The organism is Amaricoccus sp. (assembly GCF_017993425.1).
Classification (GTDB): Bacteria; Pseudomonadota; Alphaproteobacteria; order Rhodobacterales; family Rhodobacteraceae; genus Amaricoccus.
The window spans coordinates 19,479-44,257 of sequence record NZ_JAGOMQ010000013.1 but is presented as its reverse complement, the minus strand read 5'-3'; the positions used below and the strand labels follow the sequence as shown (position 1 = coordinate 44,257).

The 24,779-nt window shown below is 72.4% G+C and carries 23 protein-coding genes; 17 read left to right on the top strand and 6 right to left on the bottom strand.

The genetic code is table 11. From position 1 onward, the window contains the following. Positions 1 to 64: 64 nt before the first annotated feature. The 12 genes from coxB to KBB57_RS08090 all read left to right on the top strand — a co-directional run bounded on the left by coxB (position 65) and on the right by KBB57_RS08090 (position 10,588). Positions 65 to 1,117 (top strand): cytochrome c oxidase subunit II, encoded by a 1,053-nt coding sequence (coxB, locus tag KBB57_RS08145; protein ID WP_367272669.1) that lies wholly within the window; start codon positions 65 to 67, stop codon positions 1,115 to 1,117. 34 nt (positions 1,118 to 1,151) lie between these two features. After that, positions 1,152 to 2,108, top strand: coding sequence for a heme o synthase (gene cyoE, locus KBB57_RS08140; protein ID WP_290748521.1), 957 nt, complete (start codon positions 1,152 to 1,154; stop codon positions 2,106 to 2,108). A gap of 13 nt (positions 2,109 to 2,121) precedes the next feature. Further along, positions 2,122 to 2,313, top strand: a complete 192-nt coding sequence (locus KBB57_RS08135) for a hypothetical protein (protein WP_290748519.1) — start codon at positions 2,122 to 2,124, stop codon at positions 2,311 to 2,313. After that, positions 2,310 to 2,924 (top strand): cytochrome c oxidase assembly protein, encoded by a 615-nt coding sequence (locus KBB57_RS08130; protein ID WP_290748517.1) that lies wholly within the window; start codon positions 2,310 to 2,312, stop codon positions 2,922 to 2,924. Before KBB57_RS08135 ends, KBB57_RS08130 begins: the two co-directional genes overlap by 4 nt. A 12-nt stretch (positions 2,925 to 2,936) precedes the next feature. Beyond that, entirely contained in the window at positions 2,937 to 3,749 is an 813-nt protein-coding gene (locus tag KBB57_RS08125; RefSeq protein WP_290748515.1) for a cytochrome c oxidase subunit 3, read from the top strand. A gap of 379 nt (positions 3,750 to 4,128) precedes the next feature. Further along, entirely contained in the window at positions 4,129 to 4,539 is a 411-nt protein-coding gene (locus KBB57_RS08120; protein WP_290748512.1) for an antitoxin Xre-like helix-turn-helix domain-containing protein, read from the top strand. After that, a complete protein-coding gene (locus KBB57_RS08115; protein WP_290748509.1) occupies positions 4,536 to 5,240 on the top strand; it encodes an RES family NAD+ phosphorylase in 705 nt (234 codons plus the stop codon). Before KBB57_RS08120 ends, KBB57_RS08115 begins: the two co-directional genes overlap by 4 nt. Further along, positions 5,237 to 5,908 (top strand): SURF1 family protein, encoded by a 672-nt coding sequence (locus KBB57_RS08110; protein ID WP_290748506.1) that lies wholly within the window; start codon positions 5,237 to 5,239, stop codon positions 5,906 to 5,908. Before KBB57_RS08115 ends, KBB57_RS08110 begins: the two co-directional genes overlap by 4 nt. A gap of 10 nt (positions 5,909 to 5,918) precedes the next feature. After that, entirely contained in the window at positions 5,919 to 7,310 is a 1,392-nt protein-coding gene (gene thrC / locus KBB57_RS08105) for a threonine synthase (RefSeq protein WP_290748504.1), read from the top strand. Next, complete coding sequence (locus KBB57_RS08100; protein WP_290748502.1) at positions 7,307 to 8,569, top strand: pitrilysin family protein; 1,263 nt, start codon at positions 7,307 to 7,309, stop codon at positions 8,567 to 8,569. The genes thrC and KBB57_RS08100 overlap by 4 nt, the downstream gene beginning before the upstream one ends. Before the next feature lies 1 nt (position 8,570). After that, a complete protein-coding gene (locus KBB57_RS08095; protein WP_290748499.1) occupies positions 8,571 to 9,176 on the top strand; it encodes a GNAT family protein in 606 nt (201 codons plus the stop codon). Continuing rightward, on the top strand, positions 9,164 to 10,588 hold the full coding sequence (locus tag KBB57_RS08090) for an FAD-binding oxidoreductase (RefSeq protein ID WP_290748497.1): 1,425 nt from the start codon (positions 9,164 to 9,166) through the stop codon (positions 10,586 to 10,588). The genes KBB57_RS08095 and KBB57_RS08090 overlap by 13 nt, the downstream gene beginning before the upstream one ends. A gap of 485 nt (positions 10,589 to 11,073) precedes the next feature. On the opposite strand, the gene KBB57_RS08085 is transcribed toward KBB57_RS08090, so the two are convergent. Together KBB57_RS08085 and KBB57_RS08080 are read right to left on the bottom strand one after the other, a co-directional pair. Further along, positions 11,074 to 11,505, bottom strand: a complete 432-nt coding sequence (locus tag KBB57_RS08085; protein WP_290748494.1) for a hypothetical protein — start codon at positions 11,503 to 11,505, stop codon at positions 11,074 to 11,076. Between the two features lie 58 nt (positions 11,506 to 11,563). Next, positions 11,564 to 14,290: a ribonuclease E/G gene (locus tag KBB57_RS08080; protein ID WP_290748492.1), complete on the bottom strand. Its 2,727-nt coding sequence runs from the start codon at positions 14,288 to 14,290 to the stop codon at positions 11,564 to 11,566. 587 nt (positions 14,291 to 14,877) lie between these two features. On the opposite strand from KBB57_RS08080, the gene KBB57_RS08075 reads away from it, so the two are divergent. The 4 genes from KBB57_RS08075 to KBB57_RS08060 all read left to right on the top strand — a co-directional run bounded on the left by KBB57_RS08075 (position 14,878) and on the right by KBB57_RS08060 (position 20,713). Further along, positions 14,878 to 17,427, top strand: a complete 2,550-nt coding sequence (locus KBB57_RS08075; protein ID WP_290748489.1) for a penicillin-binding protein 1A — start codon at positions 14,878 to 14,880, stop codon at positions 17,425 to 17,427. 226 nt (positions 17,428 to 17,653) lie between these two features. Continuing rightward, positions 17,654 to 18,781, top strand: coding sequence for a peptide chain release factor 2 (gene prfB, locus KBB57_RS08070; RefSeq protein ID WP_290748486.1), 1,128 nt, complete (start codon positions 17,654 to 17,656; stop codon positions 18,779 to 18,781). 201 nt (positions 18,782 to 18,982) lie between these two features. Further along, the gene (locus KBB57_RS08065; RefSeq protein WP_290748485.1) at positions 18,983 to 19,822 is read left to right on the top strand and encodes a methyltransferase domain-containing protein; all 840 of its coding nucleotides are present in this window, start codon (positions 18,983 to 18,985) and stop codon (positions 19,820 to 19,822) included. 96 nt (positions 19,823 to 19,918) lie between these two features. Continuing rightward, positions 19,919 to 20,713, top strand: coding sequence for a DUF2189 domain-containing protein (locus KBB57_RS08060; RefSeq protein WP_290748482.1), 795 nt, complete (start codon positions 19,919 to 19,921; stop codon positions 20,711 to 20,713). Between the two features lie 312 nt (positions 20,714 to 21,025). On the opposite strand, the gene KBB57_RS08055 is transcribed toward KBB57_RS08060, so the two are convergent. The 3 genes from KBB57_RS08055 to bcp form a co-directional block, all read right to left on the bottom strand. Then, positions 21,026 to 21,544, bottom strand: coding sequence for a polymer-forming cytoskeletal protein (locus KBB57_RS08055; RefSeq protein ID WP_290748481.1), 519 nt, complete (start codon positions 21,542 to 21,544; stop codon positions 21,026 to 21,028). Next, the gene (locus KBB57_RS08050; RefSeq protein ID WP_290748480.1) at positions 21,534 to 22,850 is read right to left on the bottom strand and encodes a DUF5930 domain-containing protein; all 1,317 of its coding nucleotides are present in this window, start codon (positions 22,848 to 22,850) and stop codon (positions 21,534 to 21,536) included. The genes KBB57_RS08055 and KBB57_RS08050 overlap by 11 nt, the downstream gene beginning before the upstream one ends. 184 nt (positions 22,851 to 23,034) lie before the next feature. Then, positions 23,035 to 23,505 carry a thioredoxin-dependent thiol peroxidase gene (gene bcp, locus KBB57_RS08045; RefSeq protein WP_290748478.1) on the bottom strand — a complete coding sequence of 157 codons (471 nt, stop codon included), beginning with the start codon at positions 23,503 to 23,505 and terminating at the stop codon, positions 23,035 to 23,037. A gap of 101 nt (positions 23,506 to 23,606) precedes the next feature. Here bcp and queA point away from each other — a divergent pair, with 101 nt between their 5' ends. Beyond that, entirely contained in the window at positions 23,607 to 24,656 is a 1,050-nt protein-coding gene (queA, locus tag KBB57_RS08040) for a tRNA preQ1(34) S-adenosylmethionine ribosyltransferase-isomerase QueA (protein ID WP_290748475.1), read from the top strand. Here the strand turns inward: queA and KBB57_RS08035 are convergent. Further along, a complete protein-coding gene (locus KBB57_RS08035; RefSeq protein ID WP_290748472.1) occupies positions 24,640 to 24,771 on the bottom strand; it encodes a hypothetical protein in 132 nt (43 codons plus the stop codon). The two genes, queA and KBB57_RS08035, sit on opposite strands and share 17 nt — an antisense overlap. Positions 24,772 to 24,779 lie beyond the last annotated feature (8 nt).

Sequence of the window (24,779 nt, the reverse complement as noted above, 5' to 3'; positions counted from 1 at the left end):
GGTTCACCGGCAGCAAGATGCAACTCGGACGCGGCAGGCGTCCGGCGGACGGTGGGATCACGGCATGAAGACGCTAAGCCTCGCGACGGCGCTCCACCTGGCCTTTGCGGTCGCCTTCGCGCCGGCCGTGCTCGCCCAGGACACCCAGACCCAGGCTCCCGCGGCGGAAGCCCCCGCGGCCGAGGCTCCCGCAGCGGAAGCCCCGGCGGTCGAGGCTCCCGCGGCGGAGGCCCCGCAGTCGCCCGAGGCCGAGGCGCAGGCGCCGGCGGCGGACACGCCCGCCGAGACGCCGCCCGAGACCGGCGAGCCGGTGGCCGCCTTCGCCATGCCCGACCTGCCGATCATCGGCGTGCCCGTGCCGGGCGGCACCGGCTACCAGCCGGCGGTGACCGAGGTCGCCCACGACATGCACTGGCTCTCGCACATGGTCCACACGATCATGGTGCTGATCGTGGCGCTGGTGACGGTGCTCCTCGCGATGGTGGTCCTGCGCTTCAACCGGCGCGCCAATCCCGAGCCGGCCCGCTTCACCCACAACACGAAGCTCGAGATCGCCTGGACCCTCGGCCCGGTGCTGATCCTGATCGTGATCGGCTCGTTCTCGCTGCCGATCCTCTTCAAGCAGCTGGAGATTCCCGATCCGCAGCTGACCGTGAAGGCGACCGGCAACCAGTGGTACTGGAACTACGAATACCCGGACAACGAGTTCTCCTACGACAGCCTGCTGCTCCCGCGCGAGGATCTCGAGGCCGCCGGCTACACCCAGGACCTCTACCTCCTCGCCGCCGACACGGCGCTGGTGGTCCCCGTGGGCGAGGTGGTGAAGCTGCAGACCACCGGCGCGGACGTGATCCATTCCTGGGCGATGCCGGCCTTCGGCGTGAAGATCGACGCGGTGCCGGGCCGGCTCAACGAGACCTGGTTCCGGGTCGAGGAGCCGGGGATCTACTTCGGCCAGTGCTCGGAGCTCTGCGGCAAGGACCACGCCTTCATGCCGATCGTGGTGAAGGCGCTGGAGCCCGAGGACTACGCCGCCTGGCTCGACTGGGCGATCGACGAGTACGGCGGCGTCCGCGGCGAGGCGGACGTGGCCGCGACGGCCGCGCCGGCGAACTGAGCCGGCGCCAGCCAGCCCGAGGGCGGAGCGAGCGATGACCGAGGTCGTCTGGACCGACAAGACGGGGGCGCCCGAGGCGCAGTTCGGCGACTTCGTCGAGTTGCTGAAGCCGAGGGTGATGCGGCTCGTCCTCTTCACCGCGCTGGTCGGCCTCGTCTGCGCGCCCGTGCCGGTGCATCCCGTGATCGCCGTCGCGGCGCTGACCTGCATCGGCGTCGGGGCCGGCGCGGCGGGCGCTCTCAACATGTGGTGGGACCGCGACATCGACGCGGTCATGGCGCGCACCAAGGGCCGCCCGATCCCCTCCGGCCGGGTCGAGCGCAACGCCGCGCTTGCCCTCGGGCTGACGCTCTCGGCCTTCTCGGTGGTGTTCCTCGGCCTCGTCGCCAACCTCTTCGCGGCGGCGTTCCTCGCCTTCACGATCTTCTTCTACGTCGTGATCTACTCGATGTGGCTCAAGCGGGCGACGCCGCAGAACATCGTCATCGGCGGCGCCGCCGGGGCCTTCCCGCCGATGGTCGGCTGGGCGGTTGCGACCGGCGGCGTCGCGCCCGAGAGCGTGCTGATGTTCCTGCTGATCTTCCTGTGGACGCCGCCGCATTTCTGGGCGCTGGCGCTCTTCCGCAACGACGACTACGTCCGCGCCGGCGTGCCGATGCTGCCGGTGGCGGCCGGCGAGCGCTCGACCCGCAACCACATCCTCGCCTACGCGCTGATCCTCGCCCCCGCGGCGATCGCGCCCGCCTTCTCCGCGGTGGGCGGCCCGGTCTACCTCGCCGGCGCGCTCGTCCTCAACGCGCTCTTCCTCCGCGGCGCCTGGGCGATCTGGCGGCGCGACGAGGCGACGGCGGCGGCCGACCGCTGCCGGACCGAGAAGCGCTTCTTCGGCTTCTCGATCGTCTACCTGTTCCTGCATTTCAGCCTGCTCCTCGTCGAGGCCGGCCTGCGCGCCGCCGGCCTCGTGGCGACGGGCTGGCCGACGCTGCTCTGAGGGGGCCGTCGCCATGCGTCCTGACAGCCACGAGATCTACGGCCGGCGGCGCAGCCGCAACGTCGGGCTGGGGATCGTCCTCGGCGCGCTCGTGCTGATGATCTTCGCCGTCACCATCGTGAAGATGTCGCATGGCGAGGCGATGGAAGGCTTCGACCACCAGGTCCGGCCGTCCCTGCTGCCGGCGACGGAGCCCGGAAAATGACCGCCAGCCCCAACAGGCGGATCGCCGGCCGGCTCGCCGCGGTGGCCGCGGTGATGCTCGCGGGCAGCTTCGCCGCGGTGCCGTTCTACAACCTCTTCTGCCGCGTCACCGGCTACAACGGCACCCCGAACGTCGCCGAGGCCCCGCCCGGCCCCGCCCGGCCCGAGGTGATGACCATCCGCTTCGACGCCAACACGGCCCCCGGCCTGCCCGCGGAGTTCCGGCCCGTGGCGCGCAAGATGGAGGTGCGGCTCGACGAGACCGGGCTCGCCTTCTACGAGTTCGTCAATCTCTCCGACCACCCGATCACCGCCGCGGCGAGCTTCAACGTCACGCCCTACGCGGCCGGCGCCTATTTCTCCAAGATCGCCTGCTTCTGCTTCGAGAAGCAGACCCTCGCCCCGGGCGAGCGCATCGAGATGCCGGTGAGCTTCTTCGTCGACCCCGCCATCCTCGAGGACGCCGAGGCCCGGGACGTGCGCGAGATCACGCTCTCCTACACCATGCACCCGAGCGACCCGCCGCCCGCCGCCGACGCGGCCGGCGCGACCGGGTCCACGCGGCTCGCCAAGGCGGCCGCGCAAGTCGAGCCCGCGGCGATCGAGAACTAGAGGGACCCCGGAATGGCTGGCCACAAGAACCACGACTACCACATCATAGCGCCCAGCATCTGGCCCTTCGCCGGCGCGGTCGGCGCCTTCGTCCTGCTGTTCGGCGCCGTGCTCTTCTTCCACGACCACGGCCCGTGGGTCATGCTGATGGGCCTCGTGCTCGTCCTCTACGTGATGTTCTCGTGGTGGTCGGACGTGGTGACCGAGAGCCATGCGGGCGACCACACGCCCATCGTGCAGATCGGCCTGCGCTACGGCGTGATGATGTTCATCATCTCCGAGGTGATGTTCTTCTCCGCCTGGTTCTGGTCGTTCATCAAGCACGCCATGTACCCGATGGCGGCGATCGACCACACTTGGCCGCCGCCGGGCATCCAGGTCTTCGATCCCTGGCACCTGCCGCTGATCAACACGCTGATCCTGCTCTGCTCGGGCTGCGCGGCGACCTGGGCGCACCACGCGCTCGTCCACGGCAACAAGCGCGACGAGATGAAGGCGGGGCTCTGGCTCGCCATCGCGCTCGGCGCCCTCTTCACCGTCGTGCAGGCTTACGAGTACAGCCACGCTCATTTCGGCTTCTCGGGCAACATCTACGGCGCGAACTTCTTCATGGCGACGGGCTTCCACGGGTTCCACGTCCTCATCGGGACGATCTTCCTCGCCGTCTGCCTGATCCGCGTCTACAACGGCCACTTCACCTCCGAGCAGCATGTCGGCTTCGAGGCGGCGGCCTGGTACTGGCACTTCGTCGACGTGGTGTGGCTCTTCCTCTTCGCCGTCATCTACATCTGGGGCTCCGCAGGAGCCGTCAGCGGCGGACACTAGGAGCGACGCCATTCGTCCTGCGACGGCGCCCGCCGGGTGACATGCGCATGTCACCCGGCTCGACGCGGAGCGGCAGCGGCGGGGACGGCGGAACCTCGAAGTGAGGCACACGGCGCCGCGAAATGCGGCGCTGATAACGATGCAATGATTTTCACCGTTTAAATTCAAAATATTTCGAAATATATTTGTGCGCAAAATCGCATTTTCGCCAACTCGGCGGTTGATTCTTGCGCTATTCAATCAAGCATTAAGAACGAATACGGCCCGTCGCAATCACCTGCTCGACGGCGCAAGGACGAGTAGACCCACCTCCAACCCCACGCTTGACTCCCTGCCATCTGACCATCACTTTACGGACAGATGGCAGAAGGAGCCCCGCATGACGGCCATCGCCCAACCCCTCTACGCGGCCCATGTCGAGGACGACCCCGAGGCCGACGCCCGCGTCGCGCTGGCGGCGCTGCGCCGCCTCGCCGCGGCGTGGCGGCTGACCGGCGACGAGGCGGCGGCGCTCGCCGGGGTCTCCGCCCGCACCTGGGCGCGGATGAAGGCCCCGGGCTGGTCCGGCCGGCTCGGGCAGGACCAGCTCCTGCGGGCGAGCGGACTGGTCGGGCTCTACAAGGGCCTGCACCTCTACTTCTCCGACGAGTTGGCCGACGCCTGGCCAAAGCGCCCGAACACCGGCCGTGTCTTCGCCGGGCGCTCGCCGGTCGCCTACATGCTGGCCGGCGGCCTGCCCGCCATCCTCGCGGCGCGCGGCTACGTCGACGCGCTGCGGGGCGGCGCGTGAAGCTCGGCCGCCGCGAGGGGCCGATCCTCGGCACGGTCCGGCTGATCGCCAGCGCCTGGCACAAGCCCCCGGTGCTGTCGCCCCTGGTCGAGCGTCCCGACGACCTCGAACGCCTCGCCCGCATCGAGGGCCTGACCTCGGGACGCCTCCTCGCCGAGCGCGAGGGCCTGCCCGACCTCGACGCCCGCGAGCTCGCCTACAGCGCCCGCGAGCGCGCCCTGCGCACCTGGGGCGACGTCACCGTCAACGCCGCCTTCGCCTATGCCCGCGCGGGCGGCAACCGCTTCAACGACGAGCGCCGCGGCGCCTGGTACTGCGCGACCGAGACGCTGGTCTCGATCGAGGAGGTGGGCTTCCACAAGACCCGCGAGCTCCGCGCGACGCGCTGGCTCCACGAGACGGCGACCTATGTCGAGCTGGTCGCCGATTTCGTGGGGACGTTCCCCGACCTCCACGGCGTCACGCCCGTGCCCCCCTGCCTCGACCCCGACACCGAGGCGGCCTACCCGCTCGGGCAGGCCCTCGCCCGCGAGCTGCGCGCCGGCGGCGCGCGCGGCCTCGTCTATCCTTCCGTGCGCAAGCCCGGCGGCGTCTGCCTCGTCGCCTTCGAGCCGCAGATCGTGCAGAACGTCCGCCCCGGCGCGCGCTGGGAGCTGGTCTGGGACGGCTCGCCCGCCTTCTCGGCGAGGGCCGTCGGATGACCCGCCGCATGATCGGCCCTCTGATCTTCGGCCTCGCCGGCGTGGCGATCCTGATCGCCCTCGGCGTCTGGCAGCTGCACCGCCTCGAATGGAAGCGCGGGGTCCTCGCCGAGATCGAGGCGCGGATGACCGCCGCCGCCACCGACGTGCCCGCCTCCCCGACCGAGGCGGCGGACGAATACCGCCACGTCGCCGTCGCCGGCACGCTGGAGCCGGGCGAGGTCCACGTCTACACCTCCGCGCCGCCCTGGGGCGTCGGCTACCGCATCGTAGCGCCCCTGCGCCTCGGCGACGGCCGGCGCGTGCTGCTCGACCGCGGCTTCGTGCCGATCGCCGACAAGGAGGCCCCCCGCCCGCCGGGCCGCATCCGCATCGAGGGGGCGCTGCTCTGGCCGGATGAGACCGACGGCTGGACCGCGGCCCCGGACCTCGACAAGAACATCTGGCTCGCCCGCGACGTCCCCGCGATGGCCGCCGCGCTCGGGACCGAGCCGGTCCTCATCGTCGCCTCGGCGACCGACGACCCGACCGGCCCCACCCCGCTCCCCGTCGGGGTCAACATCCCCAACGACCACCTGCAATACGCGCTCACCTGGTTCTCATTGGCGGCGGTCTGGGCGGTGATGACAGGCTACCTGCTTTGGCGTATCAAGCGCCGCACCGTCTGAAGGAGCCGGAATGCGCTACGTCTCGACCCGCGGGGCCGCCCCGAAGCTCGGCTTCGAGGAGGCGATGCTCGCGGGCCTCGCCCTCGACGGCGGCCTCTACGTCCCCGAGACCTGGCCGACCCTCTCGCCCGCCGAGATCGCCGACCTCGCCGGCCTCCCCTACGAGGAGGCCGCCTTCCGGGTGATGGCCCCCTTCATCGGCGACGCCTTCCCCGAGGCCGAGCTCCGCGGCGTCATCGCCCGCGCCTACGGCTGCTTCGACCACGCCGCCCGCGCGCCCCTCGTCCAGGTCGGCCCGAACGAATGGGTGATGGAGCTGTTCCACGGCCCCACGCTCGCCTTCAAGGACGTGGCGATGCAGCTCATCGGCCAGCTCTTCGAGGCGAGCCTCAGGCGCTCCGGCCGGCGCATCACCATCATCGGCGCCACCTCCGGCGACACCGGCTCCGCCGCCATCGATGCCTTCCGCGGCCGCGAGGGCGTCGACGTCTTCATCCTCTTCCCCGACGGCCGCGTCTCCGAGGTCCAGCGCCGCCAGATGACCACGCCCGCCGAGCCCAACGTCCGCGCGCTCGCCATCGCCGGCGACTTCGACGACGCGCAGGCCCGCGTCAAGGACATGTTCAACGACCACGCCTTCCGCGAGAGCGCCCGCCTCGCCGGCGTCAACTCGATCAACTGGGCCCGCGTGCTCGCCCAGGCCGTCTACTACTTCACCGCCGCCGTCGCCCTCGGCGCGCCGCACCGCAAGGTCAGCTTCACCGTCCCCACCGGCAACTTCGGCGACGTCTTCGCCGGCTACGTGGCGAAGCGCATGGGCCTGCCCATCGACCGGCTGGTGATCGCCACCAACCAGAACGACATCCTCCACCGCACGCTGGAAACTGGCCGCCACGTCAAGGAAGGCGTCGCCCCCTCCATCTCCCCCTCCATGGACATCCAGGTCAGCTCCAACTTCGAGCGCCTGCTCTTCGAGCTCTACGACCGCGAGGGCCCCGCCGTGGCCACGCTGATGGCCGAGCTCCGCGACAAGGGCGGCTTCGCCCTCTCCCAGGGCGCCCTCGACCGCCTGCGCGCCGACTTCGACAGCGCCCGCGCCTCCGAGGAGGAAACCTCCGCCGCCATCGCCGCCGTCCACGACGCCGCCGGCATGACCATCTGCCCCCACACCGCCGTCGGCATGCACGCCGCCTGCCTGCGCCGCGGCGACCCGAAGACCCCCATGGTGATCCTCGCCACCGCCCACCCGGCCAAGTTCCCCGACGCGGTCGAGGCCGCGACCGGCCTCCGCCCGCCGCTGCCCCCGCACATGGCCGACCTGATGGACCGCCCCGAGCGGATGACCCGCGTCCCCAACGACCTCGCCGCCATCGAGGCGCTCATCACGCGGGAGCTCGCATGACCGCCCACCTCCACACGCTCCCGAACGGGCTCCGCGTCGTCGCCGAGCCGATGCCGGGCTTCCTCTCCGCCTCCGTCGGCGTCTACGTCACCGCCGGCGGCCGCCACGAGCGGCCCGAGCAGAACGGCGTCGCGCACTTCCTCGAGCACATGGCCTTCAAGGGCACGCCCACCCGCACCGCCCGCCAGATCGCCGAGGAGATCGAGGACGTCGGCGCCTACATCAACGCCTATACCGGCAAGGAGATGACCGCCTACTTCTCCCGCACGCTCGCGGCGGACGTCGAGCGCGGCCTCGACATCCTCGCCGACATCCTGCTCCACCCGCTCTTCGACGCCCCGGACATCGAGGTCGAGCGCGGGGTGATCCTGCAGGAGATCGGCATGAGCCTCGACACGCCCGACGACGTGATCTTCGACTGGCTCCAGGAGGTCGCCTACCCCGAGCAGCCCTTCGGCCGCGGCATCCTCGGCGCGCCGGAGCGGGTCTCCGCCTTCGGCCGCGACGACCTCGCCGGCTTCGTCGCCGAGCGCTACGGTCCCGACCAGCTCATCGTCGCCGCCGCCGGCGCGGTCGATCCCGACGCCCTCCTCGCCGCCGTCGAGCGCCGCTTCGGCCACCTCGCCGCCCGCCCCCCCGTCGAGGTCGCCCCGGCGCGCTTCGCCGCCGGCGAGCGCCGCGTCGTCCGCAAGCTCGAGCAGGCCCACGTCGCCCTCGCCTTCGAGGCCCCCTCGAACCGCGACCCCGCCGTCTACGCCTCGCAGATCTACGCCATCGCCCTCGGCGGCGGCATGTCCTCGCGGCTCTTCCAGGAGATCCGCGAGAAGCGCGGCCTCTGCTACGCCGTCGGCGCCCACGCCGCCGCCTTCGAGGACACCGGCCTCCTCACCATCTACGCCGGCACCGGCGGCGATCAGCTCCGCGAGCTCGAGGAGGTCGCCATCGACGAGCTGCGCCGCGCCGCCGGGGGATTCGCCCCCGAGGAGGTCGAGCGCGCCCGCGCCCAGATGACCGCGGGCCTCGTCATGAACCTCGAGAGCCCCTCCGGCCGCGCCGAGCGCCTCGCCCGCACCGTCGCCGTCTGGGGCCGGCCGATCCCCGTCGAGGAGACCCTCGCCCGCATCGCCGCCGTCACCGGCGCCGACGTCCGCGCCTTCGCCGAGACGCTGGTCGCCCGCGCCGCGCCGGCGGTCGCGCTGCTCGGCCCGGTCCGCAAGGCCCCGTCCCAGGCCGCGCTCGCACGAAGGATGGCCGCCTGACGTGCTGACCTTCCGGCGCCAGGCCAGCCTCGCGATCGAGACCCCCCGTCTCACCTTGCGCCTTCCGGAGATGATCGACCACGCGCCCTGGGCCACCCTGCGCCGCGACGGCGAGGGCTTCCTGCGCCCCTGGGAGCCGGCCTGGGCCCCCGACCACCTCAGCCGCAAGGCCTTCCGCAGCCGCGTCTACTGGGCGCAGCGCGCCCGCGACGAGGGCAGGGCGCTGGCGCTCTTCCTCGTCCGCCGCTCCGACGCGCGGCTGCTCGGCGCCATCACCCTCGACAACATCCGCCGCGGCCCCTCGCAGTCGGCGCAGGTCGGCTACTGGATCGGCGCGCCCTTCGCCCGGCAGGGCTACATGACCGAGGCGCTCGCCGCCACCGTGCGCCATGCCTTCGACGCGCTCGACCTCGGCCGCATCGAGGCGGCCTGCCTGCCGGAGAACGTCGCCTCGCGCGGGCTCCTCGAGCGCTCCGGCTTCGTCTACGAGGGCGTGGCCGCCGGATACCTGCAGATCGCCGGGCGCTGGCGCGACCACGTCCTCTACGCCAACCTGCGCGCCGACCGCCGCGGCCGCGCCGCCGAGACAGCGTCATGGCCGACCTGAACCCCGCCCACCCCGCCTTCCTTGCCCGGCTCGAATCCGCGCTCGGCGCGGGCGCCGTCCGGCCGCCCGAGCCGCGCCACCTCGAGGAGCCGCGCGGCCGCCGCCGCGGCCGCGTCGCCGCCGTGGCGCTGCCCGCCTCGACCGCGGAGGTCGCCCGCGTCGTGGCGCTCTGCGCCGAGGCGCGGGTCGGAATCGTCCCCTTCGGTGGCGGCACCGGCCTCGTCGGCGGGCATACCCCGATGGAGGGGCCGCTGCCGGTCCTGCTGTCGCTGGAGCGGATGACCCGCATCCGCGAGCTCGACCCCGTCGGCGGCGTCGCCATCGTCGACGCCGGCTGCGTGCTCGCCGACGTGCAGGCCGCCGCCCGCGCCGCCGGGCGGCTCTTCCCGCTCTCGCTCGCCTCCGAGGGCTCGGCGCGCATCGGCGGCCTCCTCGCCGCCAACGCCGGCGGGGTCGGCGTCCTGCGCTACGGCAACGCCCGCGACCTCTGCCTCGGGATCGAGGCGGTGATGGCCGACGGCAGCGTCATGCACGGGCTCGCCCACGTGCTGAAGGACAACCTCGGCTACGACCTGCGCCACCTGATCATCGGCTCGGAGGGCACGCTCGCGGTCATCACCGGCGCGAGCCTGCGCCTGCACCCGCTCCCCGCGGAGACCGCCGCCGCCTGGGCGCCCGTCCCGGGGCCGGCCGAGGCGCTGGCGCTCCTCGCGCTGATGCGGGCGCGGCTCGGGCAGGCGATCTCCGCCTTCGAGCTGATCCACCGCGCCGGCATCGACTTCCTCGGCGAGACCGTGCCGCACGTCGCGATCCCGCAGGCGAGCCCCTCGGACTGGATCGTCCTCGTCGAGGTCGCCGACGGCCCCGGCGCCGCGGTCGGCCCGCGGCTCGAGGAGGCGCTCGCGGCGGCGATCGAGGAGGGGCTCGCCACCGACGCCCTCGTGGCGCAGAACGAGGCGCAGCGCCGCGCCTTCTGGACGGTGCGCGAGACCATCCCGGAGGCGAATCGGCTCATCGGCTCGGTGTCGAGCCACGACGTCGCGCTCCCCCCGGCGCGCCTGCCGGAGTTCCTCGCCGCCGCCGACGCCGCGGTGGCGGCGATCGACCCGGGGATGCGGATCAACGCCTTCGGCCATCTCGGCGACGGCAACCTGCACTACAACGTCTTCCCGGCCCGCGGCCGGCCGCGCGCGGACTACGACGCCGTGAAGGACGTGGTGAAGGCCACGGTCCACGACCTCGTCCACGCCTTCGGCGGCTCGGTGGCGGCCGAGCACGGCGTCGGCCGCATCAAGCTCGACGACATGACCCGCTACGCCGACCCCGCCAAGCTCCGGGCGATGCGCGCCATCAAGGACGCCCTCGACCCCCTCGGCATCCTCAACCCCGGCGCCGCCCTGCCCCCGGCCTGAGGCCCGCATGCGTCGGCCGACCCTCGCCGCCTCCGCCGTGCAGCGTGGCGAACGTGCGCACTGCACGACACCAAACCTGCCCTGCCCAGGCCGGGGAGATGTGGATCGACCGAAGCGGGCTCTGCCCGCGAGGCCCCGGCGCGACAAGCGAAAGCACGGCTTTCGCCGCGCCGGCGGCCGGAGCGCGTTGGCGCGGAGGCCGGCGGGGGTCCAGATTTCCCCGTCGCTCGCAATCCGTCCGGGATCGCCCCGGCGGGCGCGGAATCGCGCTCGCCCTCGGGGGGGCGAGCGCGGACGGATTTGCCACGGGTCAAATCCGTCTGTCGTCGCCGTCGCGCCCTTCCCCGGACCGGGTCTCGCCTTCAGTGCCGTGCAGCGTGGCGAACGTGGCAAGGTTTCGTTCACGATTACACGAAATCAATGGCTTAGGGGATTTTCACGCGTGAACACGCCGTGCGTGGCGCCCCTGTCGGCGGGCCGGAAGCTCAGCTGATCGCCTGCGGTCCGCAGGAAAGCGGCGCGTCGGACACGCCGGACATCAGCTGCATGGAGCCGGTCTCGGCCCCCTCCCGGGTCTCCAGGATCAGGATCTGCTCGCCCAGCCGCGCATGGCGGAAGCAGGAGGTGCCCTCGCCCTCCCAGTGGAAGCAGTAGAGCGGCGCCGAGTAGTCCCAGGTCCCGGTCAGGCAGGTCCCGTCGTAGAATTGCAGGCTCACCCGGTTCGAGCCGGGCTCGTAATGCTCCATCGCCCAGAACTCGCCGCCGATCGTGTACGTCAGCGTCCGCCCGGACGCCATCGCGGTCCAGTCCTCGACCGGAATGTCGGCGAGCCCGTCCACCGGCCCGGGCGCCGGCCCGGTCTCGGCGGCGAGGGCCGGGATCGCGAGAAGCAGGGCGGCGGCGAGGGCAAGGCGCATGGCAAGCGTCCAAGGGGGGAAGCTGCGGCCGGCCCCGCAGGGCCGGCCACGTCAGATATCAGCCGCCGATCGCGCGCGACCACCAGCCGCGACGCTTCGGCCCTTCCGGCGCCGGCTCCGACCCGTCCGCCGCAACCTTCTCCCGCTCCGCCTCCGGCGCAGCCGCCGCCTCGGCGGCACCCCCCGGTTCAGGCGTGTCGGCGGCCTCCGGCTCAGCAGCAATCTCCGGCTCCGGCTCAGCAGCCGCCTCCGGCTCAACAGCCGCCTCCGGCTCAGCAGCCGCCTCCGGCTCGGGCGCAGCGGCCTCCGCCTCGGGCGCCGCGACGGCCTCCGGCTCGGGCGCCGCGACAGCCTCCGGCTCGGCCGCAGCCTCGGCCGCCGGCTCGGCTTCGGCTTCCGCCGACGCCGCCGGCTCGGGCGTCACGGCCGCGATCACCGCCGCGACGGCGGCCCGGACCCGCGGGCGGCCGCGGCCGCGTCGCTGCGGTGCGCCCGCCTCGGGCACCTCGACGATCTCCGACTCCGGCTCGACCGCATCGATCACCTCGCCGAACGGCGACGCCGCCGGAGCGGCCTCCGCGGCCGGCTCGGCGTCGCGCGTCCGCGACCGCCGGCGCGACCGCCCGCGGGCCGGCGGCTCGGCCGCGACCTCCGCCTCGGGCGTCTCGGCGGCCTCCGCGGGCGCCTCCTCGGCGGCGACCGCCTCGGCGTCATCCTCCGGCGCGGCCTCGGCGGCGCGGTCGGCGCCGTTCTCGCCCTCGCCCCGCCCGCCGCGCCGCCGCCGCCGCCGCCGCCGCTTGCCGTTGCGCTGCTCGGACCCGCCGGCGTCGGCCGCGGCCCCGGCGTCCTCGCCGCCCGTCTCCTCGGCCTCCTCGATCTCGGCCTCGACCTCGATCTCGTCCTCCTCCGGATAGTCGACCTTCGGAAGGTTGAGCGTCGGCGCCGCCGGCACGATCCGCGACGCCGTCTTGAACCGCTCGAGCCGGTAATCCGGGCTGATCAGCGACGGATCCCCCTCGACCCGCACCGACAGGCCGAACCGCCCCTCGATCATCGCGATATGCTCGCGCTTCTGGTTGAGGAGATAGTTGGCGATGTCGACCGGGCAGGCGATCAGCACCTCCTTCGAGCGCTGCCGCACGCCCTCCTCCTCGACCTCGCGCAGCAGCGCGAGCGCCATCGAATCGTCCGAGCGCACCCGTCCCGTCCCGTGGCAATGCGCGCAGGACTTCGTCGTCGCCTCGATCATCCCCGGCCGCAGCCGCTGCCGGCTCATCTCCAGCAGGCCAAAGCCCGAGATCCGCCCGAGCTGGATGCGCGCCCGGTCGCTCTTCAGCTTGTCCTTGAGCTTCTTCTCGACGGCCGCGTTGTTCTTGCGGTCCTCCATGTCGATGAAGTCGATGACGATCAGACCGGCGAGGTCGCGCAGCCGCATCTGCCGCGCCGCCTCCTCGGCGGCCTCGAGGTTGGTCTTGAGCGCGGTGTCCTCGATCGAGGCCTCCCGCGTCGCCCGCCCGGAGTTGACGTCGATCGCCACCAGCGCCTCGGTGACGGCGATGACGATGTAGCCGCCCGACTTGAGCTGCACCACCGGGTTGAACATCGCCGAGAGGTAGCTCTCGACCTGGAACCGCGAGAACAGCGGCAGGACGTCGGCGTAGTGCTTCACGTTCTTCGCGTGCGAAGGCATGAGCATCTTCATGTAGTCCTTGGCCTCGCGATAGCCGCGCTCGCCGTCGACCAGAACCTCGTCCATCTCGCGGTTGTAGAGGTCGCGGATCGCCCGCTTGATCAGGCTCCCCTCCTCGTAGATCGGCGCCGGCGCGATCGACTTCAGCGTCAGCTCGCGGATCTGCTCCCACTGCCGCAGCAGGTACTCGTAGTCGCGCTTGATCTCGGTCTTGGTCCGCGCCGCCCCGGCGGTGCGGATGATCAGCCCCGCGCCCTCGGGCACGGTGATCGACGACGAGATCTCCTTCAGCTTCTTCCGGTCGGCCGCATTGGTGATCTTGCGGGAGATCCCGCCGCCCCGCGCGGTGTTCGGCATCAGGACGCAGTAGCGCCCCGCCAGCGACAGATAGGTGGTCAGCGCCGCGCCCTTGTTGCCGCGCTCCTCCTTGACGACCTGCACGAGCAGGATCTGCCGGACCTTGACGACCTCCTGGATCTTGTAGCGCCGCATCCGCGGCTTCGCCCGCGGCTGGGCGCGCTCCTCGGCGACGTCGTCGCCGCCGACGCTCTCGTACTCGTCCGCGGCCGCGCCGGCGTCCTCGGCCGGCTCCTCGGCGACCTCGATCTCGACCTCGCCCGCGGCGGCGTTGGGCGGCGGCGCGTCGTCGAACTCGGCGACGACCGGCGCGGGCGCCTCCGCGGCCTCCTCGACCGGGTCCGAGAGCTGGACGGCCGGCGCCTCGACGGTCGAGGCCAGCGCCTTGCGCCCGCCGCGCGAGCGGCTGCGCGACTTCGGCTTGGCGACCGCCTCCTCCTCGGCGCGCGCCGCCTCTGCCTCCTCGCGCAGGAGCGCCTCGCGGTCCGCCTTGGGGATCTGGTAATAGTCGGGATGGATCTCCGAGAAGGCGAGGAAGCCGTGCCGGTTTCCGCCGTAGTCGACGAACGCCGCCTGGAGCGACGGCTCGACGCGCGTCACCTTGGCGAGGTAGATGTTCCCGGCGAGCTGTCGCTTGTTCAGCGACTCGAAGTCGAACTCCTCAACCTTGTTTCCATCCACCACGACCACGCGGGTTTCTTCCGCATGGGTGGCGTCGATCAGCATTTTCTTGTTCATGGCGTCTTTCGTGGACGCGCCTCGGCGGCGGCTCGGCGAGAGCCGTCCCCGGGCGCGTTCGTTCAGTTGGAATTGGGCGGGCGCGCCCGACGCCCGAACGCTCCCGCGGCCGTTCCGGGCCCCGAGTTGCGTTCGACCTTGGTCCTGCGCGTTCCACCGCGGTTCTACTCCGACGCCCCGCCCGCGTCCCGCGGGAGGCGGCGTCCGTTCTGGCCCGGGACGATCCGATGCGCGCCCCGGAGGTCATGTCTGGCGCAAGCGCCTGTCGCCGAAGTGCCGGGTTCACGGATAACCGTCTCTGGTGTCATCCAAATACCGCGGGCCTGCGACAAATACGATTATGGGTCGGGCTTCCTTCGCCCGGCCCATCCGCGCAACATAGTCGTGATCCCCCGGCGATGACAATCGGGTTATGGTAAAAATCGGGCATTTTCCCTGCGCCGTCCGCAATTTCCGCGATCCGCGGCCTTCGCGCCCGCACAAAATGCGGCGGGGATCGCCGCCGGCGGGCCGTCGCTCGCGGATGGTTTTTTGACCTTTCGGCGCGCGGTCTGTAGATTGCCGGAAAACTCCCTGAGGCTCGAATCGTGCTGCGCTTCATCCTGCGGTTCTTCGGCTTTCTGTTCAGCTGGCTGGCCATCGGCTCGATCATGGCGCTCGGCGTGCTGGCCGGGGTGTTCTACATCTACGGCCGCGACCTGCCGGACCACGCCCAACTCGCCCGCTACGAGCCGGCGACGCTCAGCCGCATCTATTCCGGCGAGGGCCGGCTCATGGACGAGTTCGCCCGCGAGCGCCGGATCTTCACGCCGATCGACGAGATCCCGGACCGGATCAAGCAGGCCTTCATCTCGGCCGAGGACAAGAACTTCTACCACCATCACGGCTTCGACCCCGTCGGCATCGCGGCGGCGATCTGGCAGGCCTCGCAGGGCGACCGGCTGCGCGGCGCGTCCACGATCACCCAGCAGGTGATGAAGAACTTCCTGCTGACGGGCGATCGCTCCGGCGAGCGCAAGATCAAGGAGATCATCCTCGCCACCCGGCTCGAGAACACGCTGACCAAGGACAAGATCCTCGAGCTCTATCTCAACGAGATCTTCCTCGGGCAGAACTCCTACGGCGTCACCGCCGCGGCGCAGGTCTATTTCGCCAAGTCGCTCGAGGAGCTGACGCTGGCGGAGATGGCCTATCTCGCCGCGCTGCCCAAGGAGCCGTCGAACCTGCATCCGGTGCGCCAGAAGGAGCGCGCCATCGCGCGGCGGGACTACGTCATCGACCAGATGGCCGACAACGGCTACGTCACGCGCGACGAGGCCGACGCGGCCAAGGCCGAGGACCTCGTCACCGTGCAGGGCGGCGCCATCGCCTCGGCGCGCCGGGCGCTGCCGCCACGGGACTATTTCACCGACGAGATCCGCCGCCAGCTCTCCGCCTCGCTCGGCGACGAGGAGCTCTTCACCGGCGGCCTGACCATCCGCGCCACCGTCGATCCCGACCTCCAGGCCGTGGCCGCGAAGGCGCTGCGCGACGGGCTGGAGAAGTTCGACCGCGACCGGCGCGTCTACCGCGGCCCGGCCGGCAAGGTGGCGCCCGAGGGCTTCGACCCGACCGACGAGGCGAGCTGGCGCCGGTCGCTCTCCGAGACCCAGGTCCCGCGCGACATCGAGGGCTGGTCGCCGGCGGTGGTGCTCTCGATCGGCGAGAGCTCGGTCCGCATCGGGATCGAGGACGTGCCCGAGGACGAGGACGGGCATTTCCTGCCCTTCGCCGACGTGAAATGGGCGCGGCTGCGCGACGGGGTGCGCTTCCGCGAGTCGCGCGGGCCGGACGACACGTTCGACGTCGGCGACGTCATCCTCGTCAAGGAGATCGAGGACGGCGACGGCAAGCGCTGGTCCTACCGCCAGGTGCCCGAGATCCAGGGCGGCTTCATGGCGATGGACACCCGGACCGGCCGCGTCCTCGCGATGCAGGGCGGCTTCTCCTACCAGTCGAGCGTGTTCAACCGCGCCACCCAGGCGCTGCGGCAGCCGGGCTCGTCGTTCAAGCCCTTCGTCTACGCCGCGGCGCTCGACAACGGCTTCTCGCCGGCGACGATCGTCGTCGACGCGCCGATCGAGGTGCTGTCCGGCGGCGAGATCTGGCGGCCGCAGAACTCCAACGAGAAGTTCTACGGGCCGACGCCGATGCGCACCGGGCTGGAGCAGTCGCGCAACCTGATGACGGTGCGCATCGCCCAGCAGGTCGGCATGGACGTCGTCGCGGAATACGCCGAGCGGTTCGGCGTCTACCACGACATGCCGCAGCTCCTGAGCTATTCGCTGGGCGCCGGCGAGACGACGCTCTTCGACATGGTCGCCGCCTATGCGATGTTCGCCAATGGCGGGCTGCGGGTCGAGCCGACGCTGGTCGACCGGGTGCAGGACCGCTACGGCCGCACCATCTACCGCCACGACACGCGGCCCTGCGAGGACTGCGCCGCGCCGGACATCTCGGCGGCGACCCAGCCGATCGTGCGGGCGAACGCCGAGCGGATCATGGATCCGATCACCGCGTTCCAGATCACCTCGATGCTCCAGGGCGCCGTGGCCCGCGGCACCGGCGCGAACACCGTCGGCAAGCTCAACCTCAACCTCGCCGGCAAGACCGGCACCACCAACGACGCCAAGGACGTCTGGTTCATCGGCTATTCGCCGCGGATCGCCGCGGGCTGCTTCATGGGCTACGACAACCCGCGCTCGCTCGGCGACAGCGCCTTCGGCGGCACGCTCTGCGCGCCGATCTTCAAGGAGTTCATCGAGACCGCGATGGCGGGGCAGGGCCCGGTGAAGTGGGACGCCCCGCCGGGCGGCTACTGGATCAAGGTCGACCGCCGCTCCGGCCAGCGCCTGTCGGACGACGCCTCCGGCGCCGGCGTGCAGGCCGAGTACGTCCGCGACGGCCAGGAGCGCGTGGCGGTCGGCGCCTATGCCCAGACCGTCGACGGCGGCTGGCGCATGGGCGAGGACGTGCCGCTCTTCGCCGAGGGCGAGAGCGCCGCCACCGAGATCGAGCGCGTCCAGGTCCGCGGCGCCACCCGCGCGCTGCCGAAGAACCCCAAGCGCGGCGCGCTCTCGTCCGGCGGCCTCTACTGAGCCGACCCGCTTCCGCCGGCCGCCGCCGGCCTGCGGCCGCCGCCGTCCGCCGGACCCTGGCGCCGCGTCGAGGTCGCGCCGGCTGCGCCGTTCCGCCCGCGGCGCGCTGCGAGGTGGGGAGAGCGGCGCCGGGGCCTGGTCCGGGGCCGCGGGCGACGCGCGGCGGCGGGCCTTTACCCCCAGGGTCGCCGGGGCTAGAACCGGCGCCGCTCCGGAGGACCGACCCATGCGCGCCGAGACCGAACGTCTGGTCGAAGAGATCGAGAAGTCGCTCGCGCTGCTGCGCCAGCGGCTGGACTGGGAGACCGCGCCGCATCGCCTCGAGGAGCTCGACGCGATGACCGAGGACCCGAAGCTCTGGGACGATCCGGCCCGGGCGCAGAAGCTGATGCGCGACCGCCAGACGCTGGCCGACGCGGTCGCGGGCTATCGCGGCCTCGCGCAGGATCTCGCCGACCATGTCGAGCTGATCGAGCTCGGCGAGGCGGAGGGCGACGCCGCGGTGGTCGCCGACGCCGAGGCGGCGCTGAAGGCCCTGCGCGAGCGGGCGGCGCAGAAGGAGATCGAGGCGCTGCTCGACGGCGAGGCGGACGGCAACGACACCTTCCTCGAGGTGAACGCCGGCGCCGGCGGCACCGAGAGCTGCGACTGGGCGGCGATGCTCGCCCGGATGTACGTCCGCTGGGCGGAGGCGCATGGCTACAAGGTCGAGCTCCAGTCGGAGAGCGCGGGCGAGGGCGCGGGGATCAAGTCGGCGACCTACAAGATCAGCGGGCCGAACGCCTACGGCTGGCTGAAGACCGAGAGCGGGGTGCACCGGCTGGTGCGGATCTCGCCCTTCGACAGCGCGGCGCGGCGGCATACCTCGTTCTCGTCGGTCTGGGTCTATCCGGTCGTCGACGACAACATCGAGATCGAGGTCGCCCCGAACGACATCCGGATCGACACCTACCGCTCGTCCGGCGCCGGGGGGCAGCACGTCAACACCACCGACTCGGCGGTGCGGATCACCCATATCCCCACCGGCATCGTGGTGACCTCGTCGGAGAAGTCGCAGCACCAGAACCGGGCGAACGCCATGGCGGCGCTGAAGTCGCGGCTCTACGAGATGGAGCTCCGCAAGCGGAACGAGGCGATCACCGCGGCGCACGAGGCCAAGGGCGACGCCGGCTGGGGGAACCAGATCCGCAGCTACGTCCTGCAGCCCTACCAGATGGTCAAGGACCTGCGGACCAACGTCGAGACCTCGGACACGGCGGGCGTGCTCGACGGCGACCTCGACGCCTTCATGGCCGGCGCGCTCGCCCGGCAGGTCGCCGGGAAGTCGCGCGCCGAGGCCCAGGCGGCGGACTGATCCGCCGCCCCGCGCCCGGGGCGCCCACGCGTGAACAGGGGCTAAGTCATTGATTTCGTGTGTGAGGATGCACGAACCTGCACGATCATGCATGATATTGCACGTTTGCCCGCCCGGCGACCGTCGCAGGGATTCGTGACTGCCGCCGCGGCGCGCCGGGGGTATGATCCGCGGCGGGCGACGTGGCGCGGGAGGCGGGCGATGGCGAGCGATCCGACCTGGGCGGGCGACGTGGGCCGGGTCTGGGCCGCGATGCACGAGGCGACCGACCGGCACATGCAGGAGATCGGGGCGCTCGTCCTCGAGCGGCTCGACGCGCGGCCGGGCGAGCGGATCATCGACCTCGGCTGCGGGGCCGGCACGACGACGCGGGCGATCGCCGAAGCGGTCGGGCCCGAGGGGCATGTCCTCGGCGTCGACGTCTCGGGCGATCTGGCGGCGCAGGCGCGCCGGATCGTGGCCGGGCTGCCGCAGGCCGAGGTGATCCTCGCCGACGCCGCGCGCCACGCCTTTGCGCCGGGGCGCGCGGACGCGCTGTTCTCGCGCCACGGCTGCATGTTCTTCGCCGACCCGGCCGCCGCCTTCGCCAACCTGCGCCGCGGGCTGCGCCCCGGGGCGCGCGTCGCGCTGTCGGCCTTCGCGCCGCTCGCCGGGAACCCCTGGGCGAGCACGCCGATGGCCGTCGTCGAGGCGACGCTCGGGCCGGCGGCCCCCGTCGCCAACCCGCCGCCCGGCGGGCCGTTCTCCTGGGGCGATCCGGCGGTCTTCGAGGCGGCCCTCGCGGCCGCGGGCTTCCGCGACGTCGGCTGGGAGGGCCGCGACGTGAGCATGACCATCGGGGCCGGCGACGACCCCGACCCGGTCGAGCGCGCCTGGGCGGTCACCCAGCGCATCGGCGTGGTCGCCCGCCGCCTCGCCGACGAGGACCCGGCGGCGGTCGCGCGCGTCGGCGCGGCGCTCCGCGCCGTCTTCGCTCCCTGCGTCCGCGACGGCTGGGTGCGCATGGGCGGCCGCATCTGGCTGATCGAGGCCCGGGCCTGACCGGTTTTCCCGCGACGCGGCTTGATCTAGAGTAAGGCCGGCCGCGAAGCGGCGGCCTACCTTGCGCCCGCGACGCCGCAGATGGGAGAGAACCGGATGACCACGACCGCCACGCCGACGACGGGCGCGCCGAGGCCGCTGGTACGGCCGATCACCAAGGACGACGTCTACGAGTCGCTCCATGCCGGCTGGCTCGACTTCCGCGCCGCGCCGCAGTTCGGGCTGTTCTTCGGCGCGGTCTACGCGCTCTGCGGCATCGCGATCTTCCTCGAGCTCTGGCGCCTGGAGCAGCCGCTCTGGATCGTGCCGCTGGCGCTCGCCTTCCCGCTGATCGGGCCCTTCCTCGCCATCGGCCTCTACGAGGTGAGCCGCCGCCGCGAGGCGGGCGAGCCGCTCGACTGGGCCGGCGTGCTCGGGGTGATCTGGGCCGAGCGAAACCGGCAGATGCCGATGATGGCCTTCGTCATGCTGGCGGGGTTCCTGATCTGGATGTGGTTCGCCCGGCTGATTCTGGCGATCTTCCTCGGGCGGATGCGCTTCGCGGTCTATTCCGACATAGACATCCTGTTCACCACCGGCGCCGGCCTCGGGATGCTGGTCGTCGGCACGCTGGTCGGCGGCGCGATCGCGCTGGCGCTGTTCTCGGTGACCGCGGTGTCGCTGCCGCTCCTGCTCGACCGCGAGGTGGACTTCGTCACCGCCATGGCGACGAGCGTCGAGGCGGTGAAGAGGAACCCGCTGCCGATGCTGACCTGGGCGCTGGTCATCGCCGTCTCGCTCGCGGCGGCGATGGTCCCGTTCTTCCTCGGGCTGCTGGTCGCGCTTCCGGTGCTGGGGCACGCGACGTGGCATCTCTACCGGCGGGTGATCGCGCCCTTGCCGCACGGGTGAGGGCGGGACGCGCCGCTACGGCGGAGGAGAACCCGGGTCGAAAGCGGCGCCTTCGCCTGTTGCGCGGAGCCGCGCGGGGCGAGCCCGCTTCGGTCGATCGGCAGCTCCGGGGAGGGGCGGAGATCGCCGGCGCGCGCCGGCGCATTTCGCGGCGCCGTTCGACTCACTTGGAGGTTCCGCCGTCCCCGCCCCGGCCGCTCCGCGTCGGGCCGGGAGACATGTCTCCCGGTAAGCGCCGTCGCGGGGCCGACCTGGCCTCCCGGGAAACCCGGAGAGGCCGGAGCCCTTCGGAACCGGAAGCCGGAGCCCGTGTCAGGAGGTCGCTTCGGCGGGAGCGGGCAGGGGGCGCGACGACGACGGGCCGGCGATGCGGGCGGGCTGGCCCTGCTGGCCGGTCGGGTCGTCCTGGCGCTGCACCGAGCCCTCGAAATGCGCGCCGTTCTCGATCGCGATCGTCTTGTGGACGATGTCGCCCTCGACCCGCGCCGTCGAGGTCAGGCGGATCTTGATGCCGCGCAGCCGGCCGACCACCCGGCCGTGGACCACCACCTCGTCGGCGACGATCTCGCCCTGGACCGTCGCGCTCTCGCCGACGATCACCACCTGCGAGCGCACGTCGCCCTCGACGTTGCCCTCGATCTGGATGTCGCCGCTCGAGCGGATGTTGCCGCTGATCGTGAGGTCGGAGGACAGCACCGAGGCGGCCGGCTTCGCCTTGGGGGCGCTCGGCGCGAAGCTCGCCCGCGGCTCGGACGGCGCTTCCGCGAGGCCCGGCGGCTGGGTCGAGGCTGGCTGCGGAACGACGTCCGGCGTGCGGCTCTTAGAAAACATCCCGGGCGGCCTCCACATAGGTCATAGGGTTCACGGCGCGGCCGTTCAGGTGCACCTCGTAGTGGAGGTGGACCCCAGTCACGCGCCCCGTGCGTCCCATATCACCAATGTGGTCACCGCGCGAGATCCGTTGTCCGGGCTTCACGAGGATGCGGCTCTGGTGGGCGTAGAGGGTCTCGAAGCCGAACTCGTGGCGGATGCGCACGACGTTGCCGTAGCCCGATTCGCGCTCGGCGCCGACCACCACGCCGTCGGCGGCGGCGTAGATCGGCGTCCCCTGCGGCGCGGCGAAGTCGACGCCGGCGTGCATCCGGCGGCCGCGGCCCTTGGGGTCGCTGCGGTAGCCGAAGCCCGAGGTGAAGCGGTAGGCGTCCTTGACCGGCATGGCGTAGGGCACCTTGCCGAGCGCGATGCGCAGCAGGTTCATGCGGTCGACGTCGACCATCAGCTCGTCGAAGCGGCTGGCGTTGGGGTCGTCGCCCGGGGCGGAGCGGCTGGAGACGCCGATCGGCACCAGCGGGCCGCCCTGGCCGGAATAGGCCATGCGGGTGGCGGCGAGCGTGCTGTCGACGTCGAGCCCGGCCTCGGAGAGCGCCTTCTCGAGCGTGCCGCTCGAGGTGGCGACGGCGTCGCGCAGCTCGCCGATCATCTCGTCCTGGCGGCGGTTGGCGAGGCGGAGGTCGAGCTCCGCCGAGGCGAGCTCGCCGGTCAGCGCGGCGCGCTCGGCGACGGCGGCGTCGCGGTCCTCGACCACGTCGGCGAGCTTGCCGGTCACCGCCTGGAGCGTCGCGACGAGGTCGGCCGGCGAGGGTCCGCCGGCGGCGGCGAGGCGGGCGGCCTCGGCCTCGGCGGCGACCTGGGCCGCCTCGGCGACGGCGGCGTCGCGCTCCTCGATGGTGTCGCGCAGGCGGGCGCGGGTGACGTCGAGCGCGCTCTCGAGCTCGCGGCGGCCCTCGAGCGCCTCCATGATCGCGGCCTGCTGGCGGGCGATCTGGTCCATGGCGGTCTGGAAGCGCTTCTGCGCGGCGAGCGCGTCGACGGCGCGGGCGTCGCGCTCGGCGATCAGCGCGTCGAGCCGGGCGCGGTAGGCCTCGCCCAGCGCCACCTGCGGATCGGCCTCGCCGTCCGCGGCGATGCGGTCGACGGCGAAGTCGGCGGTGGCGGCGACGAGCCAGCCGGCGAGCGCGAGGCCGACGAGGACGAGAAGGGCCTGGACGGTGGTGGAGAGCCGCAGATAGCGGGCGCCCTGGTCGGTGTGGATGAAGACCCGCCGCTCCGGAAACGCCGCGGAGACGGCTCCCTTCATCCCTCGACCTCGTCCCGCCATTCGTCCGCCTGCCCGGTGGTTGCGCTCCGCTTGGCCCCCCTCGGACGCCGCGGGGACTCATATGGACGGCTTCCGGGCAAGGCAATGCGACGGGGCGGAGAATGACCGCGGGGGCGTTCGGTCGGCGGATATCTGCTCACCCGGGGGGCGAGCGGCGGGTCGGTCAGAGGGCTTTCGCCGCCGCGAGGACCTCCTCGACATGGCCCGGGACCTTGACCTTGCGCCAGATGCGGGCGAGCCGGCCCGAGGCGTCGATCAGGAAGGTCGCGCGCTCTATCCCCATGTATTTCCTGCCATACATGGATTTCTCGCCCCACACGCCGTAGCGCTCGGAGACGTCCGAGCCCTCGTCGGAGAGGAGGATCACGCCGAGGGCGTGCTTGTCGCGGAACTTGTCGTGGCTGCGGACGCTGTCCTTGGAGACGCCGAGGACGGCGACGCCCGCGGCGTCGAATTCCGCCGCCCTGGCCGAGAATTCCACCGCCTCCAGCGTGCAGCCGGAGGTGTCGTCCTTGGGGTAGAAGTAGAGCACGACCTTCTTCCCCGCGAGGTCCGACAGCGCCACCTCGCCGCCGCCGTCGCGGGGCAGGCGGAAGCCGGGCGCGGTCTCTCCGGGGGCGAGCTCGGTCGACATGGGAACCTCCTGGAATGCCGGTCCGCAGGCGTGACACTGGCGGCGGCGGCCGGTCAAGCCTCGATTGTGGGCGGCGGCCGGCGCGACTATACGGGCCCGCCATGCGCCTCGAGGACTACGACTTCACGTTGCCGGAGGAGCTTATCGCGCTCCGACCGGCCCGCCCGCGGCCGGCGTCGCGGCTGCTGGTCGCCGCGGGCGACGGCATCGCCGATTCCACCGTGGCGCGGCTGCCGGCGTGGCTCGCCCCGGGCGACCTGCTGGTGCTGAACGACACGAAGGTGATTCCCGCCCGGCTGACCGGCACAAGGCCGCGCGCGGGCGGGGCAGGGGCGCGGATCGAGGTCACGCTGGTGCAGGGCGACGGCGGGCCGGTGTGGCGGGCGCTGGCCCGGCCGGGCAAGCGGCTCGCGGCGGGCGACCGGATCGACTTCGGGGCCCTGTCGGCGGAGGTCGTCGACAAGGAGGGCGCCGAGGTGCGGCTGCGCTTCGACCGCGCCGGCGAGGCCTTCGCCGCCGCGCTCGACGCCGCGGGCGAGACGCCGCTGCCGCCCTACATCGCCGCGCGCCGCAAGGCCGACGCCGCCGACCGCGAGGATTACCAGACCGTCTTCGCCGCCCGCCCGGGCGCCGTCGCCGCCCCGACCGCGGCGCTGCACCTCGACGCGCCGCTTCTCGCCGCGCTCGCCGCCGCCGGCGTCGCCACGGCGCGGGTCACGCTGCATGTCGGGGCAGGGACCTTCCTGCCGGTGAAGGATCTCGCCAGCCACCGGATGCACGCCGAATGGGGCGAGATCGACGCCGCCGCCGTCGAGGCGGTCCGCGCCGCCCGAGCCGCCGGCGGCCGGGTCATCCCGGTCGGCACCACCGCGCTGCGCGTGCTGGAGACCGCCGCCGCGCGCGGCGGCCTCGCGCCCTGGCGCGGCGAGACAGACATCTTCATCCGCCCCGGCCACCGCTTCCGCGCCGTGGACGGGCTGATGACCAACTTCCACCTGCCGCGCTCGACGCTCCTGATGCTCGTCGCGGCGCTGATGGGCCTCGACCGCATCCGGCGCATCTACGCCCACGCCATCGCGGAGGGCTATCGCTTCTTCTCCTACGGCGACAGCTCGCTCCTGCTGCCGGAGGGCGCTACCTTGCGTCGATGAAGCCGAGCGCCAGCTTGCCGAAGGCGTCGCCGGCCTGGATCGGGCCGCCATGGCCGACGCCCTCGATCGTCGCGGTCTCGACATGCAGCCGGCCGGCCGCCAGGCTCGGCCGCAATCGTGAAC

Coding starts and splice junctions, on each gene's coding strand:
- queA (WP_290748475.1), top strand. CDS start 23,607: ATGCGCCTCGAGGACTACGACTTCACGTTGCCGGAGGAGCTTATCGCG.
- prfB (WP_290748486.1), top strand. CDS start 17,654: ATGCGCGCCGAGACCGAACGTCTGGTCGAAGAGATCGAGAAGTCGCTC.
- KBB57_RS08130 (WP_290748517.1), top strand. CDS start 2,310: ATGACCGCCAGCCCCAACAGGCGGATCGCCGGCCGGCTCGCCGCGGTG.
- KBB57_RS08090 (WP_290748497.1), top strand. CDS start 9,164: ATGGCCGACCTGAACCCCGCCCACCCCGCCTTCCTTGCCCGGCTCGAA.
- KBB57_RS08080 (WP_290748492.1), bottom strand. CDS start 14,290: ATGAACAAGAAAATGCTGATCGACGCCACCCATGCGGAAGAAACCCGC.
- KBB57_RS08055 (WP_290748481.1), bottom strand. CDS start 21,544: ATGTTTTCTAAGAGCCGCACGCCGGACGTCGTTCCGCAGCCAGCCTCG.
- KBB57_RS08085 (WP_290748494.1), bottom strand. CDS start 11,505: ATGCGCCTTGCCCTCGCCGCCGCCCTGCTTCTCGCGATCCCGGCCCTC.
- KBB57_RS08060 (WP_290748482.1), top strand. CDS start 19,919: ATGACCACGACCGCCACGCCGACGACGGGCGCGCCGAGGCCGCTGGTA.
- bcp (WP_290748478.1), bottom strand. CDS start 23,505: ATGTCGACCGAGCTCGCCCCCGGAGAGACCGCGCCCGGCTTCCGCCTG.
- cyoE (WP_290748521.1), top strand. CDS start 1,152: ATGACCGAGGTCGTCTGGACCGACAAGACGGGGGCGCCCGAGGCGCAG.
- KBB57_RS08120 (WP_290748512.1), top strand. CDS start 4,129: ATGACGGCCATCGCCCAACCCCTCTACGCGGCCCATGTCGAGGACGAC.
- KBB57_RS08050 (WP_290748480.1), bottom strand. CDS start 22,850: ATGAAGGGAGCCGTCTCCGCGGCGTTTCCGGAGCGGCGGGTCTTCATC.
- KBB57_RS08065 (WP_290748485.1), top strand. CDS start 18,983: ATGGCGAGCGATCCGACCTGGGCGGGCGACGTGGGCCGGGTCTGGGCC.
- coxB (WP_367272669.1), top strand. CDS start 65: ATGAAGACGCTAAGCCTCGCGACGGCGCTCCACCTGGCCTTTGCGGTC.
- KBB57_RS08110 (WP_290748506.1), top strand. CDS start 5,237: ATGACCCGCCGCATGATCGGCCCTCTGATCTTCGGCCTCGCCGGCGTG.
- KBB57_RS08135 (WP_290748519.1), top strand. CDS start 2,122: ATGCGTCCTGACAGCCACGAGATCTACGGCCGGCGGCGCAGCCGCAAC.
- KBB57_RS08125 (WP_290748515.1), top strand. CDS start 2,937: ATGGCTGGCCACAAGAACCACGACTACCACATCATAGCGCCCAGCATC.
- thrC (WP_290748504.1), top strand. CDS start 5,919: ATGCGCTACGTCTCGACCCGCGGGGCCGCCCCGAAGCTCGGCTTCGAG.
- KBB57_RS08100 (WP_290748502.1), top strand. CDS start 7,307: ATGACCGCCCACCTCCACACGCTCCCGAACGGGCTCCGCGTCGTCGCC.